A 17,271-nucleotide genomic window follows, 5' to 3' on the forward strand; every position below is an offset into this window, starting at 1 on the left:
ACTCGAATATTAACCATTAAATTAGATACTTATGAAAAAAATAGTACTTCTATTAGCACTTATTTCTTACAGTGCTTTTAACGCACAATGTGCAGACCCAGTTATTACAAATTTTGAATGCTCACCTCCTTCTTACACATCTTTTGGAGCATTAACTTCTGTAATAAACCCATTTTCTGAAGATATTAATACCAGTGCAAATGTTGGTCAATACACAGATGATGGTACAGCAGCTTTTGATAATTTAACTTTTGATAAAGGAGCTGCCATCGATTTTTCAACAAATAATATCTTAAAATTTAAAATATATTCTACAAAATTAGTTCCATTAGTAGTAAAATTAGAAGGTGGAGCAACTTCAACACCTTTAGAAACACCTATAACAATTGATGTAACTGGTTCTTGGGTAGAATATACCGTAGATTTAAGCAGTCAAAGTGCAGAAGATCATCAAAAAATAGTTTTCTTTTTTAACTTTAATAAAACTGATGGAACTGCTACTGACATTTATTATTTAGATGATATTAGATGGGAAGCAGCTACTACAAGTACAGACCCAATTGTAACAGATTTTGAAAGTACGAAGCCTTCTCAAGGAGGTTTCCCTAACAACAAGTTAACCATAGTATCTAACCATGTTTCATCTGGTATTAATACTACTGCTTCTATTGGTAAATATAAAGATGATGGTACTAATGGTTTTGATGGTTTAATTTTCGACTATGGTTCTGCTATAAATTTAGCTACAAATAATATTTTAAAAATTAAATTATATACTCCTACATCTATTCAAATTTTGGCAAAATTAGAAGGTGGATCAACTGCAAGAGAAATATTTTCTCCTTTCAGTATAGATAATGGGCCTGTTAATTCTTGGATAGAATTTACTTTTGATTTTAGTGCATATGCAAACAACGCAAGTGGAGGCGATGGAAATACAAAAATAGTTTTATTTGTAAACGCAGCTGTAACTAGCGGAACACCTTCAGACATTTATTATTTAGATGATATTATTTGGACTAACAAAACCACTTGGACAGGAACTGCGAGTACAGATTGGTCTTCTCCAGGAAACTGGAATGGAGGTGTACCATCAGCAACATCTGAAGTAGTAATTCCCGATGTAGCAAACGACCCAATTATTGGTGAATTTACTTCTACTGGAGCAGTAACAGGTAACATAACAACTAACAATGTACTAACAATTGCTAGTGGAAGTTCTTTAATTGTAAACGGTATTGCTACAGGAGAAGTAACTTATAAAAGAAATCTTATAACGCCTGCATTAACTGGTGATGCTGCTGCAGATAAATTAGCAGGTTGGCATTTGGTAGGTTCTCCAGTAAACGGACAAGCCTATAATAACTCGTACGCAAATACAAATATTATTGCAACTTCTGGAACAAAAAGAGGTATTGCAACGTATAATAATGCTCTAGCATCAGGTAATTGGTCTTATTTAGAAAATAATGATAGTAATAGTGGAACTTTTGCAACAGCAACTGGTTATACAATGAAAACTACTATGTCTTCAGATGTATCATTTACAGGAACAGTTAATACTGTTGGAGTCGATAAAGGAATTACTGTTGGCGCTGGTACGCCCTTCAATTTATTGAGCAACCCTTTTACTTCTTATATAAATAGTGGTTCTTTTTTGAATTTAACTGCAAATTCAGATAAACTTACAAGCAAAACAATTTGGGTTTGGAATTCTTCAACAAAAAATTATGATGCTAAAGTTTCTGGTGATGCTTTTAAATTAGCTCCAGGGCAAGGATTTTTTGTAAGCAGCTCTGCTACTGGAGATGTAACTTTTGAAAAAAGTATACAAAGTCATGAAAGTACAGGTATATTTTTAAGATCTGAACCTAAACCAAAAGTTGAATTGAATATTACAGATGGAACTCTTAACAGGTATGCAAAAATATACTACAATGCTTTAGCTACTAAAGGTTTTGATAATGGTTTTGATGGCGAAACTTTTGGGGGTGCTAAAAATAAATTTGATGTATTTACACAATTATTAGAAAATAATCTAGGCAAAAATTATCAAATTCAAGCTTTACCTAATACTAATTTAGAATCTAATATAATTCCTGTAGGAATTAAAGCAGAAGCTGGAAAAGAAATTACTTTTTCCGTTAAAGCATTAAGCTTACCTTCTAATATTAAAGTGTTTTTAGAAGACAGAATTACTAATACATTTACACGTTTAGATGAAGATAATAGCAATTACAAAGTTACTTTATCTAATAATTTAAACGGAATTGGTAGGTTTTATGTTCATACAACTCAAAGTGCGTTAAGTGTTGCTAATGTAACTTTAGAAAGTATAAGCATCTATAAATCTGATGCAAGTAATTTAAGAATCGTTGGTTTACCAAAAGGAAATACAAGTATTAAACTGTTTAATATTCTTGGGAAACAAATAATGAATTCTTCATTTGAATCTAATGGAGTAAAAGACATTACTTTACCAAAAACAGCAAATGGAATTTATATTGTTCAGTTATTTACAGAAGCTGGTCAGTTAAACAAAAAAATTATTTTAGAATAATTAACGAGAATTAAAAGACAATATATCATGAAAAAACAAACAGAACTTACACAAGATACAGCTCAAGAAATTACTCGTAAAGATGCTATTAAAAAAATAGGAAATTATGGTAAATATGCTGCTTTAACAGCTTTAGGAACGTATCTAATTTTAAACCCACAAAAAGCACAAGCTGCAAGCCCCGAAGCTCCTGGCACAGGGTTTTAATAAAATAATATTTAATTACTTGAACGCCTCGATTTTATCGAGGCGTTTTATTTTAAAAAAAACTATATATTTATAACTTTCAACAATAAATTTCTTAATTTTTATATGCATAGATACCTTCTATTAATCTCCCAGAAAAATATTTTTTTATTTTACTTCTTTTTTTAAGCTTTTGTACAGTAGCACAAACGTTACATTCAGATGTAACTAATTATTCTATTAACCAATACAATGCAGAGAATCAAAATTGGGGAATAGACATAAACGATAAAGGTGTAATTTTTGCAGCAAATAACAAAGGTCTTTTAAAATACAATGGGCAAATCTGGAAACTTTATCAACTGCCCAATAAAACTATTATTAGATCTGTTCTATGTTCTAATGATAGAATATATACTGGTTCTTATGAAGAATTTGGATTTTGGAAAAAAGATGAATTTGGCGATTACAAGTACACTTCTTTAATTCCTCTTTTTGATAAAAATCATCAATTTGCAAATGATGAATTTTGGCAAATTATAAATTATAAAAACAATATTATTTTTTGGTCATTTAGTGGTTTGTACATTTATGATGGAGAAAAAATAATTACAATTAATGATAGTGAAAACATTTTAAACTCTGTTGTATACAAAGGCAAACTAATTGTTACGAGCTTGCAAAAAGGATTAAGAGAATTAAAAGGAAATAAGCTAATACCACATAAATTATCTGATGATTATAAAAAAATAAATCAGTTAGCTACAATTAACGATAAGTTGTTTTTATATGATGAAGATAAAGGAGCTGTAATATATGCTTCTAATAAAAAAACAAACATCTCTAAAGAGTTGAATAACCTATTAGAAACATCTGTTTTAAATAAAGTTTCTTTTATAAATAGTAATCAACTTTTATTGGGTACTATAAAAAATGGAGCACTACTCTACTCTATTAATGACCAAAATATTGAGGTAATAAATGTAAAATCTGGCTTACAAAACAATACAATTCTAAATCAAAAAGTAAGAAAAAATAATATCTGGTTGGCATTAGATAATGGTATTGCCAAAATTAAAGTGAAAAATTCTAATAAATTCTATAAAGATTTTTCAGGCACAATAGGTACTGTTTATGATATGGCATACCTTAAAAGTAAATTATATATAGCAAGTAATACTGGTCTCTATACTTTTGTTGATAATAAGTTAGAATTGGTAAAAAAAACAGAGGGGCATATATGGGATTTATTTATTGTTGATGATTACTTAATTTGCTCACATAACTTTGGAACATTTATATTTAAAGATGAAAAATTAGTTTTCAGAAATTCTAACAATGGAGGTATTTATACTTCCAAAAAGGCAAAAAAAATTAAAAATGCATTTCTTCAAGGCACATATATTGGGCTAAATCTCTTAAAAAAAGAAAATAATATTTGGAGTTCTCAAATTGTTAAAGACATATCATTCCCTGTTGAAAATATCGAATTTGAATCCGATTCGATAATCTGGGCAACACACCCATATAAAGGAATTTTCAGAATTAAATTAAATAACGATTATAGTGCTGTTACTAATATTGAATCGTTTGGGGAAAATGAAAATTTTAAAGATTATAAAACAAAAATTTTTACAATTCATAATACTATTGCCTTCTATAATAATAAGAAGTGGTTTACTTACTCTAAAGAAAATAATAGTATAGAAGAGTTTAAAGAACTACAACAATTCAATGGTAAAAACTTTATTGGCAATGACAAAAATGGTTTATGGTTTATAGACCAAAACAAAGATGTTTTATACATAAATAAAGACAATAAAAGAGTTTCTTATATTAATTCTTCTCAAATAAAGGAAAGACTACTTATTAATTATGAAAAAATAATTATAAGAAACGATTCTTTAAGATTAATTAATTTGAATGATGGTTTTACGCAATTCAATTTAAAAAATTACAGTACCAAAAAAGAGGAAATAGAGATACCAGAAATAGAGAGAATATATACTCAAAAAAATAGTTTTTCCACTCAAGATAGTATTTTAAAAATTCCTTACAAAGAAGCAAAAATTATTTCTTTAGATTTTTTTACACCTAATTCTTATGAGAATAAGAACTCTTTTTCTGTTACTGGGAGAATTAATTCTAATGGAACTGTAGATAATGGGCAAATTAAGCTTCAAAATTTAAAATATGGTAATTATACCATCAATATAATAAATGAAAATAGTGATAGTACTAATGACAATCAGAAATCAAGAAAAATATTTTTAGAAGTTTTACCTCCTTGGTATTTGTCTATTTGGATGAAACTTTTATACTTTTCATTATTAATAGCTTCTTACTTTATTTTTAGAAAAGTAAATAATTTAAAATTTAGAAAAAAACAAATTAAAATTCAAAAAGAACTTGTAAGAGATACACAAAAGAAGATTCATAAAATTGAAAAAGAGAATCTTAAAAAAGAAGTAAATAGTAAAAAAAGAGTATTGGCAGCAATAACAGCTTCAATTATAAAAAAGAACGAAATTATTATTATTTTAAGAAATGAACTAAATAGATTATCGAAAACATTCCCAGATCAATATATATCAAAAAAGTTATTAAAAGTAGCAAATGAATCTATCAGCAACAACAGAGATTGGAAAATGTTTGAAGACAGTTTTAATGAATTACATGAAGATTTCTTTAAAAAATTAGTTTCAGAATACCCTAAACTAACAAGTAAAGATTTAAAACTTTGTGCATACATTAAAACTGGGCATACTTCTAAAGAAATTGCTCCTTTAATGGGAATTAGTTTAAGAGGTGTAGAATTGCATAGATATCGATTGCGAAAAAAATTAACCTTACAAAAAGTAAAAGCATTTTTGATTTTCTAATTACCATCTAAAAGCTAAAAAAACAACGTATTTACAACACATCAACAATACATCATTATGTTAAAAATAAAATAATTACTATTTTTAAAACACTGTGAAACAGTGTTTTAGATACTATTTTTATTTACAACCAAGTACTACAGTTTAATTTTAAAACACTTACTATAAATTTACGAGATAATTTAAAAACTCATCTCATGAAAAAAATTTTACTTATAGTTCTATTCATTTCTTATAATACTTTTGCACAATGTGTAGACCCTACTCTTACAGATTTTGAATGTTCTGGCCCATCTCATGGAGCCTACCCAACAACTTTAACCAAGGTAGCAAACCCATCTGCAACAGGAATTAATACTAGTGCAAATGTTGGTAGATATGTAGATAATGGAACAGAAGGTTTTGACGCTTTAGTTTTCGATTATGGAACTGCTATAGATTTATCTACAAATAACTTTTTAAAAATAAAACTTCATACTCCTAAATCTATTCAAATTTTGGCAAAATTAGAAGGTGGCACATCTGCAAGAGAAGTTTGGTCTCCATTTAGTATAGATGAAGGTCCATTAAATTCTTGGATAGAATTTACTTTCGATTTTAGTGGTTTTTCAGATAATTCTACTGGAGGAGATGCTAACACAAAATTAGTATTATTTATAAATGCTGGAAAATCTGACGGAACAACTTCAGATATTTATTTTTTAGATGATATACAATGGACTTCATCTGCAACAGCTGGCATTAACGATATTGCTTTAGAAAAAGAAATAGTAGCATTTCCAACAATTACAAAAGATCTAGTGAACATTAAAACAACTGGTAATAACATTCAAAATGTTAATGTATATAATATCAGTGGTCAAAAAGTAATTCAAAATAAAAACATTAACAAACAAGAATATTTATTAGATGTTTCTAAATTAAGTAAAGGTATCTACTTTGTTAAAGTAAAATCTAATAACAATGTTAAAGACATTAAAATAATTAAACAATAACAATTTATGAAAAACGTACTGTTGCACCTTAAAAAATATACTGTTTTATTGTTAATAGTATTTAGTTACTCTTCTTGTGAAAATGAATTAGAGAAATTTCCAACAATTACCTTTACACCATGTGAAGATACTAATGTTGTTGTAAACCCTAATATTATTAATGACTTCGAGTGTCAGTCTAATATTGTGTTAGCAAACGTAGAAGTTGTTAGAAACCCTGCTGAAATTCAAATAAACAAAAGTCTTTTTGTAGGTAAGTATGTAGATTCTGATGTTGTAGGTGAAGATATTTCTATAGATTTAGGTACAGCAATAGATTTTGCAAATTTTGCTATTTTTAAAATTAAAATTAGAACAAAAGAAGAAAGTAAAATTAATGTAAGATTAGAAGGTGGTAAAACAGGCGCAACTAGCCTAGAACAAAATATCAATGCAGATAACGGCTGGCATGAATATACATTCGATTTTAGTGCTTTTTCTAAAGAAGAACATAATAAATTAACTTTAAGTTTTAACGCAACCAATAATGCTGCAGTTTACTATTTAGATGATTTATTTTTAGACACCTCAAAAAATATTTGTGAAGGTGTAGATAAAGATAAAAGTATTGTTAACGATTTCGATTGCCAAAAAAATGTAGCTATTCCAGAAGTAGAAAAGATATTAACACCTAACAAATCTACAGTAAATGAAAGTGATTTTAGTGGGAAATATGTAGATGAACTTGGTGCTTGGGATGCAGTAATAATAGATTACGAAGAAGCGATTGATTTATCTACAAACAACATCTTTAGCATAAAAGTATATGCACCTCTTGCTGGAACCTTAAAAGTAAAATTAGAGGGAGGAACATCTGGCGCAGTTGAAAAAGACCAACAAGTTGTTGCTGGAGAATGGAAAGAATATACATTTAACTTTTTAGATCAAGCAACAGAAAATCATACTAAAATAGTACTGTTTTTTAATGCTGGTGTAGATACAAATGGTACAGATGAATACTTTATAGACGATTTAAGGTTTACAGAAGATCCTTGTGCGAATACAATTTCAGATGCATCAATTTTAAATGATTTTGATTGTCAAATTAATAGAAACCCTGAAGGTAATGTAACAACAAAAGTTGTAGAAAACCCAAATAACAACGCCAATAACAAGAGTTTAAACGTTCTTAAAGTAATAGATGATGGAACAGCTCCTTTCGATTTTTTAATTTTTGATAATACAGAAGCAATAGACTTAACATCAAAAAATATCTTGAAAATTAAAGTTCATTCATCTAAAGCTGTCCCATTATTAGCTAAATTAGAAGGAGGAACTTCTGCAGCAAGCGAAATTTGGGGAACAATAGATGTTGTTGGAGATTGGAAAGAATATAGCTTCGATTTTAGTAGCCAAGCAAACAAGAAACATAACAAAGTAGTTTTCTTTTTTAATGGAGGACAAAATGATGGAACAACAGAAGATATTTATTTTATAGATGATGTAAAATTTGTAGAAGCAAATACAATATCTTGTACTGGTGTTGTTGCAGATGAAACAATTGTAAGCGACGCAGAATGCCAGCAAAATTATTCTATTGAAGGTAACGCTGCAACTATAGCTGTAGATAACCCAAACAAATCTGGAATTAATAACAGCGCAGCCGTTTTAGAAGTAAGAGATGATGGTACAAATGCTTGGGATCATTTATTATTTAACTTCGGTAAATCTATAGATTTATCTACAAAGAACATTTTAAAAATTAAAGTCTTATCAACCAAAAACGTGCCTCTTTTGGCAAAATTAGAAGGTGGTACTTCTGATGTAAACGAAATTTGGGGTGCAATAAATACAACAGGAGTTTGGACAGAATATACTTTCGATTTTAGTTCACAAGCATCAAAAGATCATCAAAAAATAGTTTTCTTTTTCAATGGAGGAGAAGCAAATGGAGCCAACCCAGATATTTATTATGTAGACGATATCAGATGGGAGTAAAACCATTGCCCTTATAATACAACCATTACATAACTTTTAATTAAAACAAGTTTTTACTTATCTACAATAAGATAAAGCGATGTAATGGTTTATTATACCCAAAAGAAAACAAGTTTAGATACAAAAAACATAAAAATGAGTAGTTCTCCACAAAATCATCAACCTGTAAAAAAAGATAGCAAAATTCCTTTTTTACAATTAGCAGCTTATGGTTTTGGCGGAATTATACCCATAGCATTATTTAACATTGCAGGGCAGTTAATGGGGCTTATTGGAAACATTAGCATGGGTTTAAGTGCTCTTTGGCTTGGAGTTATTCTAATTATACCTCGTTTATGGGATGCTATTTCAGACCCAATTGTTGGGCATTTTTCAGATAATATTAGAACACGCTGGGGAAGAAGAAGACCTTTTTATTAGTCGGTGGAATTGCAGTTGCCATTAGTTTTGTATTAATGTGGTGGATTCCTGATGGTGAATTGGTTCATGAATGGTTTCCTACAGATGAGAGTTTTAAATGGTTTCAATTAGGTTATATCCTTTTTTGGCTTTTAATATTTTTTACAGCTTGTACAATTTTTGAAATTCCTCATGGTGCTTTAGGTATGGAAATGTCTAATGATTACCATGAAAGAACACGGTTATTTAGCGCAAAAAGTTTTTTAGGAAACCTTTTTGCAATGAGTACTCCTTGGCTTTTTGCATTAGCAAATATGGAGTATTTTAAAGGTGCTGATGGAAATGAAGCAGATGGAATGAAATATGTTTCTATGTTAGTAGCTGTTATCTTAATTCCGCTTTCTTTTTGGTGGTTTTTTACTGTAAAAGAACCTGGATTTAAAAAAGTTGAAAAACAAAAAAAGACGCCATTTTGGGGAGATATTAAGCATACCTTTAAAAATAAAACATTTATTAGATTAGTAGCTATTGTTTTTACCTTGGCAATGGGTTTTAATTTTGTGAATTTACTCGGCTATTATATTCCTATTTATTACATTTTTGATGGAAACAAAGAAGTAGCTGCTACCCTATTAGGAATCAATGGAACTGTATGGGCAATTACAGGTTTACTTGCAGTTTTTCCTTTAAATTGGTTAAGTCCTAAAGTAGGTAAAAGAAAAACATTACTGATTGCAATTGGTTTAATGTTTTTGGCTCAATTGTCTAAAATTGTGTGCTACAACCACGAATTTCCTTATTTAATAGTAATTCCAACCATTTTATTATCTATTGGAATGTTGTTCTTTTTTACTTTAGGTTCTTCTATGGTAGGTGATATTTGTGACGAAGATTATTTGAAAACAAATAGAAAATCTGAAGGTAGTTATTATTCCATTTTTTGGTGGTTTATAAAAATGGGAACTGCATTAGCAAGTTTTGTGGCAGGTTTATTAATTGTTTTTACTCAATTTGATGAAACACAAGTGATAAAAGTAGATGATTTTAAAGGTTCCATTAATAAGATTGAAAAAAATATCGCATTCGTTAAAGAATCTCAAGATTTAACTTTTTTAGAATATCAGAAAAACTTAAATACACTTTACAATGAAAATTTAACTGATGTTGATGATTATCTAATAACTCTAAATAATTTAGAAAATAAAATAGCAGAAAATCCAGAAGCAAGTAAAAGCGAAAAGAACTTCAAAAAAGACCTTTATGTAAATGCTTCAAAAGATATAGTAAAAATAAAAACTACTTTAGAAAACCAGCATTCTATTTTAGATTATAAAGAAGTAAATTCAGAATTTAAAAGGGTTGCTAATCAAAATATTTCATCTTTTTCAAAAATTGAGCTTACCAAAGCCAAATTAAATGGTGCATTATTATTAGACCATTTAGAGAAAGAAGCTACAACAAATAAAAATAGTACAGAACACTATAAAAATCTGGTTACTAATTTATCAGAAATTAATCATCAACTTAAAAATTTACAAACAACCAATTTAGATGAGTTTTACGCAGCAATTAAAGATATAAAACTGCAAGTAATGCCTCTAAACCAACAATCTCCTTACACACTTTTAATGATGAGAGCTGTAGAAATTGGGTTGCCTTTAATTCTTTGTATTATTTCATTCTTATTCACTTTAAAGTACCCATTAACAGAAGAAAAGTCTTTTGAAATTAAAGCTGCAATAGAGAAAAGAGAGCTCGAACAAGAATAAATGAACATCTAACTTTAAAAAAAATACACAACAATACAGGTTATGGCTTTAAATAATTATTTAAATATAGAAAACTCAAAAGGTCTTTCTTTTCAGTTTTTAGAGAACGGTTTAGTTAAAAGTGTAAAAGCGGCTCCCATAAGAATTAGCTTGAAAGAAACATCATTATTTTCTAAAGCTGGCGCAAATTTATATTTAAGAAAAAAACAAACGGTTATTCATATAAAGCAATTTTAGGACCAGAAAGCAATAGTACTTTTACCATAAATGAGAACACTTTTATTGCGGAAGGTACTTGGGATACTATTTCTTATAAATGTACTTTACAATTATCTTCTAAAAGCTTAAGCTGGCAGTGGTCTTTAGAAACTAAAAACACTTCTAACACAGTTTTAGAATTAGATGTAATTTACATTCAAGATGTGGGTTTAAAAGAAGTATCTGATGCTTTGGTAAACGAATATTATGTTAGTCAATATTTAGAAAGACGTATTTTAGAAGACACTAATTATGGCACTGTTGTTTGTTGTCGACAAAACTTTAAAGCAAGCACAGAAACGCCTTGGTTACTCTTAACCTGTAAAAATACTGCAGAATCTGCAAGTACAGATGGTATTCAGTTTTACGGAAAAAGCTACAGAGAAACTGGTATTCCTGAAAGTTTATTGAAAGAAAAATTAGACGGAGAATGTTCTGGAGAATTAGCTATTGTTGCTTTACAAGAAAAACCATTTCTGTTAAAAAAGGATGAAACTCACCATAGTGTTTTTGTTGGTAAATATGTTTCAAATCACCCAGAATCTACAACCGAAAAAGATTTAGATCTTTTATCTGATGTTATAAATGAGTTTGAAGAGAATACCATTCATCAAGAAAAAGAGGGTTCTTTTAAACCCAGCAAAAATATTTTTAATGCGGCTACTTTTTTACCTGTTCATAATTTAGATTTAGAGGAATTAGACCACTATTTTAGTAAAGAAAAACGTCATTTAGAATATAAAGGTGATCAATTGCTGTCTTTTTTCTATGAAGAAAATAATCATGTTGTATTAAAAGAAAAAGAAATTTTAGTAGATCGACCTCATGGACATATAATGCAAGCAAAAGCTGGTTATACTCCAGATGAAAGTATCGTTTCTACAACTTCTTATGCATGTGGTGTTTTCAACTCTCATATAACGCAAGGAAACACAAATTTTAATCGTTTTTTATCTCTTTCTTCGAGTCAATTTAATTTAGAAGTAGAAACCGGACAAAGGATTTTTATAGAAATTGAAGATAAAAAATATCTTTTAGGCATTCCTTCTGCCTTTGAAATGGGCTTAAATTATTGTAGATGGATTTATAAATTTAAAGAGCATTGTTTTCAAATAAGAACTTGGACGTCTAAAGATGCTCCACAAGTAAATATGGACTTTAAAGTTCTGAATGGTTCAAAAGTAAATATATTAGTTACCAACAATTTAGACGAAGCTATAGATTGGAAAATTCAGGAACTGAATCCACAAGAATTTGTAGCAAAACCAAATAAAGAAAGCCAAATAGCTAATAAATTTCCAAGCTCTCAATTTAGAATTCGCCTACAAAGTAACGAAGTAAATTATAAAATTACTGGTAATGAAACGCTGTATGATGATGGAAAAAAACATGGTGGTTCTTTCTTTAATATTTCAGTAAAAGAAACTTCGAATTTTTGCATTAGTTTTTTAGGTGAAGTTGTTAAAGGTTCTAACTTTGTTGCAATAAAAAACACAGATATACAATTTGCTTTAGATTGTAAAAACGCTAAAGAAGATTGGAATCATTTATCTTCTAACCTTTCTCTAAAAGGAAATGACAAAGATATTTCTGTACTACAAGAAATTTTACCTTGGTATGGAGTTAATGCACTTACACATTTATTAACACCACATGGTTTAGAGCAATTTGACGGTGCTGCTTGGGGAACAAGAGACACAACACAAGGGCCTTTTGAATTGCTTTTATGTACAGAAAAATACGATGAAGCAAAAGAAATATTAAAAATTATATTCTCTAATCAAAATACAGATGGTGGTTGGCCACAATGGTGGATGTTTGATAGTTTTTCTGAAATTAGAGCAGGTTCTTCTCATGGAGATATTCATCATTGGTGTATTATTGCTTTAGGAAACTATATTAAAGCAACAGGAGATGCAGAAATTTTATCAGAAATACTTCCTTATTATAATGAAAAAGGGACAGAAACTGTTGAAAAAACATCACTTTTAGAACATATAGAAAGGCTTATAGATATGCTGGTAGATTCCTTTATTCCTAATACTTCTTTTGTGCCTTTTGGTGGTGGAGATTGGAATGATTCTATGCAACCTGCAAGCAAAGATTTGGCAGAAAAACTAATTTCTAGTTGGACAGTTGAATTGAATTATCAAGCATTTTCAAACTTTACAGAAGTATATCAATTAATTGGAGACCACAAAAAGGAAACACGTTTAAAAAATATTTGCGCTAATATAAAAGCAGATTTTAATAAATACTTAATTAAAGATAATATTGTTGCTGGTCATGGTTTAATAGAAGATGATAATAGCATTAGTTTATTATTACATCCTTCAGACACAAAAACGAATATTCAATATCGTTTGTTACCAATGATTAGAGGAATTATCAGTGGTATTTTTACAAAAGAACAAGCTCAATTTCATTTGAATTTGATTGAAAAACATTTAAAAGGACCAGATGGCGCACGTTTAATGAATCGTCCTCCGAAATACAATGGAGGAATTCAAACCATATTTCAAAGAGCAGAAAGTAGTAGCTTTTTTGGTAGAGAAATAGGTATTATGTACATGCACGCACATTTACGTTATGCAGAAACTCAAGCAAGAGTTGGTAATGCTACAGCATTTGTAAAAGCTTTAAGACAAGCAAACCCAATTGCTTATAATGAAATTGTTACTTGTGGAGATTTTAGACAATCTAATTGTTATTATAGTAGTTCGGATGTTACGTTTAAAAACAGGTATGAAGCTGATGAGCGTTATGAAGAACTAAAAGAAGGTAAAATAACTTTAAAAGGTGGTTGGCGAATTTATTCGAGCGGACCAGGAATTTATATGGGCCTTTTAGTTTGGCATTTATTAGGTCTTCGAACTGAATATGGAAAAACAATTATAGACCCTGTAATTCCTAAAAACTTTGACGGATTATCTGCCTCTATTCAGTACAAAGGATATCCTTTAACTATTCATTTTTCTGTAAAAGAAGAGGAATATCATCCAAAGAAAATAACAGTAAATGGTAAAAATATTGATATTATTTATCAAGAAAATCAATATAGAAAAGGTGGTGTATTAATTAATACTTCTAAATTTATAGAACTACTAAAACAAGATAAAAACGATATAAACATTCAGCTTTAACCTTAAAAAATGTCATCAACAAAAACCAATTTCTACTTTAGACTATTATTGTTACTATGTATTATTTGGGGTTGTAAAACAAAAGAAAATCCACCTCAAAAAGATCAATGGACTGTTACAGCTGTCTTCTTCACAAGAAGAAAGGTTTAAGCCATCTAATGCAATCGATGAAGACAAATCTTCACGCTGGGGATCTAATTGGAGTGATGAACAATGGTTAGAAATAAATACACACGAGAATTTTATTTTTACAGGATTACAAATTATTTGGGAATCTGCGTATGCAAAATCTTTTGAAATTTTAACCTCTGTTGATGGAGATAAATGGGAAAAAGGATATGCTACAGAACAAGGTGAAGGTGGCATACAAGATATTTTTACAACTCCCAGAAAAGCAAAGTATATTAAAATAAATCTGCATACAAGAGCAACTGGTTGGGGTTTTTCTATTCTTGATATCAGTTTGAAAGGAACATCAGAAGTACCTATAATAATAGAAAATGATGTAGTTGTTAAGGACGCTATTAATTTGTTAGATGGCAATAGTAATACTGAATGGAGTTCGAGTTCTGAAAATGAATCTGAATTAGTTTTAAACTTTTTAAAACCAATAGAAATTGGTGGAATTCGTTTAGATTGGGCTGCTAATTATGCTCAAGATTTAGACTATTTTACTTCTTTAGATGGTAAAGATTGGGCAAAAACATCAGAAATAAAAGAAGGATTAGGAAGTTTTGAGATATTAAAACATCAAAAAAAGAAATTACAATACGTAAAATTAGTTTTAAAGAATCCTATCACAAAAAACATAGGTTTTACTATTAAAGATATTACACTTTACGGACCTAATAAGCAACTTTCTAATTTAGTAAAGTATGAAATTTTAGCTCAAAAAATGCCTTTGGGTTTATACCCAACTCAACTTAAAAACAGGCAAGTTTACTGGACGCTTTTAGGTGTACCTAATGACACAGAAGAATCTCTTTTTGATGAATATGGAAATATAGAACCTTATGCTGGAGCTCCAACATTAATGCCTGTTTTAAAAATAAATGGCAAATTGTTAACAGCTTTAGATGCTATAAAAATAGAAAACGATTTGGCTGAAGGTTATCTGCCTTTACCTTCTGTAAAATGGATTTTTAAAGATTTTGATGTATCGATAAACGGTTTGTCTTATGGAAAAACTCAAAAATCGGTAAGCGAAGTTTCTTACAGTTTAGAAAATAAAACTTCAAAAAAATTAGATGCTACATTATTTTTTGTGATACATCCTGTTCAAATTAATCCGAAATGGCAACATGGTGGTTTGTCTCTAATTCATAAATTAAAAATAGACAATACTCATCAACCTAAAATATATGTAAATGATAAAGCTTTGTATATTCTTAATAAAAAGGGAGTAAAAGTAGGAGCTACAACATTAAATGAAGGTACAATTATTCAACAATTATATAAAAATAGATTTCCTTCTAATTCTTCTTCTGAAAGTGAAGATGGTCTTGCTTCTGGAGCTATTGAATATCAACTTTCTGTTGCCCCAAATAAAAATCAAGAAATTAGAGTTGGTGTGCCTTTACACGAAAATATCACGGATGTAAACTTCAATAAAAGTTTTAAAGAATTAAAGGATGAACAAATTCAATTATGGAAAAACAAAATTGATAAAGTTGGATTTTCACTTGGAAATGTTGAAGTAGAAAACACCGTAAAATCTCAAATTGGTTATATTTTATTGAATCAAGATGGAATTGTAATTCAACCTGGTTCAAGAAACTACAATAGAACTTGGATTAGAGATGGCGCTATGACGTGTTCTGCTTTAATGAGAATGGGCTTGTTAAGTGAAGCTAAAGATTATATGGAATGGTATGCAGAAAGAGTAAGAGAAAATGGACAAGTACCACCAATTTTATCTAACAAAGGAGAAAATTTTACAGGTTATGGAGCTGATATAGAATATGATGCGCAAGGTGAGTTTATCTATGGAATGATGGAGTATTATCGATTTACAAAAGACAAAAAATTTCTTAAAAAGCATTTTAAAACCATCAAAAAAGCGATGGATTATATGATAACATTAAGAAATGTTACTTTAGAAGATGGTTATATGAGTAAAGAAAATAACAGCGAGCGTTTTCGCGGAATAATTCCAGCATCTATTAGCCATGAAGGTTATGATATTCCAAGACATTCTTATTGGGATGATTTTTGGGCATTAAGAGGCTGGTTAGATGGCGAATATGCTTCTAATGAACTTCATGAAGTTGATATTGCAAATTGGGCAAATGAAAATCATAAAATATTTGCTTCGAGTTTAAAAAAATCGATAGAATTAACTGTTGACCATTTTAAGATAGACTATTTACCTTCTTCTGCAGATTTAGGAGACCCAGACCCAACATCAATTGCTATTGCTTTATTTCCTTGTGAATCTACTTCTATACTTCCAGAAAAATTATTAAAAAACACATTTACATCTTATATAACATCTGTAAAAGACAGAGTTTCTAACGGAAAAACCTATAGTTACACTCCTTATGAAAATAGAAATATTTTGGCATTGGCTAAATTAGGAATGAGAAAAGAAGCACAAGAATTACACGAAATGATGTTTAATGATAAAAGACCTTTAAAATGGAATCATTGGGGAGAAGTAGTACACAGTAGACCTCGTTTAGGCAGTTATATTGGCGATATGCCACATACTTGGGTTGGTTCTGGTTATGTAAATTCAGTTAGAGGTTTAATAATTTTAGAAAACGATGCCGAGAAAAGAATAGAATTATTGAATGGAGCACCTTTAGATTGGTTAAAAAATGGTGGTATTTCTTTAACAGATTTTCCTACACATTTTGGGGATGCAACTATTAAGATGAAGTATCAAGATAAAAAATTATCAGTATTAATTAATGGAAAATTTGAAGATCTAAAAGAAATAAAATTGTTTTGGCCAACTGACAGTATGCCTAAAAACGTACTTATAGATGGTGTTAAAGTTGAAAAATACACTAATGACAGTATTCTATTAAAAGCCAATACTAAAAAAATTGTAGCTTTTTGGTAGTGTAAAATTATTGCTTTAGTAATGTATTGAAGTAA

The 17,271-nt window shown here is 29.2% G+C and carries 8 protein-coding genes and 2 pseudogenes; all 10 read left to right on the forward strand.

Annotated elements, in window-relative coordinates:
• The first annotated feature begins 31 nt into the window (after positions 1–31).
• The gene (locus N5A56_RS06705) at positions 32–2,560 is read left to right on the forward strand and encodes a T9SS type A sorting domain-containing protein (protein ID WP_088355086.1); all 2,529 of its coding nucleotides are present in this window, start codon (positions 32–34) and stop codon (positions 2,558–2,560) included.
• 27 nt (positions 2,561–2,587) lie between these two features.
• Positions 2,588–2,767 (forward strand): hypothetical protein, encoded by a 180-nt coding sequence (locus N5A56_RS06710; protein ID WP_088355087.1) that lies wholly within the window; start codon positions 2,588–2,590, stop codon positions 2,765–2,767.
• 560 nt (positions 2,768–3,327) lie between these two features.
• A complete protein-coding gene (locus tag N5A56_RS06715) occupies positions 3,328–5,628 on the forward strand; it encodes a helix-turn-helix and ligand-binding sensor domain-containing protein (RefSeq protein WP_274270284.1) in 2,301 nt (766 codons plus the stop codon).
• Positions 5,629–5,825: 197 nt separating this feature from the next.
• A complete protein-coding gene (locus N5A56_RS06720) occupies positions 5,826–6,623 on the forward strand; it encodes a T9SS type A sorting domain-containing protein (protein ID WP_140422774.1) in 798 nt (265 codons plus the stop codon).
• Positions 6,624–6,629: 6 nt separating this feature from the next.
• On the forward strand, positions 6,630–8,600 hold the full coding sequence (locus tag N5A56_RS06725) for a carbohydrate binding domain-containing protein (protein WP_140422775.1): 1,971 nt from the start codon (positions 6,630–6,632) through the stop codon (positions 8,598–8,600).
• 285 nt (positions 8,601–8,885) lie between these two features.
• Positions 8,886–10,768, forward strand: a pseudogene (locus N5A56_RS06730) (MFS transporter).
• 42 nt (positions 10,769–10,810) lie between these two features.
• Entirely contained in the window at positions 10,811–11,005 is a 195-nt protein-coding gene (locus N5A56_RS06735; RefSeq protein WP_265724769.1) for a hypothetical protein, read from the forward strand.
• Positions 10,999–14,169 (forward strand): GH36-type glycosyl hydrolase domain-containing protein, encoded by a 3,171-nt coding sequence (locus N5A56_RS06740; protein ID WP_420793199.1) that lies wholly within the window; start codon positions 10,999–11,001, stop codon positions 14,167–14,169. Before N5A56_RS06735 ends, N5A56_RS06740 begins: the two co-directional genes overlap by 7 nt.
• A gap of 163 nt (positions 14,170–14,332) precedes the next feature.
• Positions 14,333–14,557, forward strand: a pseudogene (locus tag N5A56_RS17710) (galactose-binding domain-containing protein); the annotation flags it as partial.
• Positions 14,558–14,632: 75 nt separating this feature from the next.
• Positions 14,633–17,236, forward strand: a complete 2,604-nt coding sequence (locus N5A56_RS06750) for a discoidin domain-containing protein (RefSeq protein WP_274270286.1) — start codon at positions 14,633–14,635, stop codon at positions 17,234–17,236.
• Positions 17,237–17,271 lie beyond the last annotated feature (35 nt).

This window comes from Polaribacter ponticola, from assembly GCF_026191475.2.
GTDB lineage: Bacteria > Bacteroidota > Bacteroidia > Flavobacteriales > Flavobacteriaceae > Polaribacter > Polaribacter ponticola.

Excerpts from the sequence above, each read along its gene's own strand:
- N5A56_RS06705 (WP_088355086.1), top strand. The coding sequence starts at position 32 with ATGAAAAAAATAGTACTTCTATTAGCACTTATTTCTTACAGTGCTTTT.
- N5A56_RS06710 (WP_088355087.1), top strand. The coding sequence starts at position 2,588 with ATGAAAAAACAAACAGAACTTACACAAGATACAGCTCAAGAAATTACT.
- N5A56_RS06720 (WP_140422774.1), top strand. The coding sequence starts at position 5,826 with ATGAAAAAAATTTTACTTATAGTTCTATTCATTTCTTATAATACTTTT.
- N5A56_RS06725 (WP_140422775.1), top strand. The coding sequence starts at position 6,630 with ATGAAAAACGTACTGTTGCACCTTAAAAAATATACTGTTTTATTGTTA.
- N5A56_RS06735 (WP_265724769.1), top strand. The coding sequence starts at position 10,811 with ATGGCTTTAAATAATTATTTAAATATAGAAAACTCAAAAGGTCTTTCT.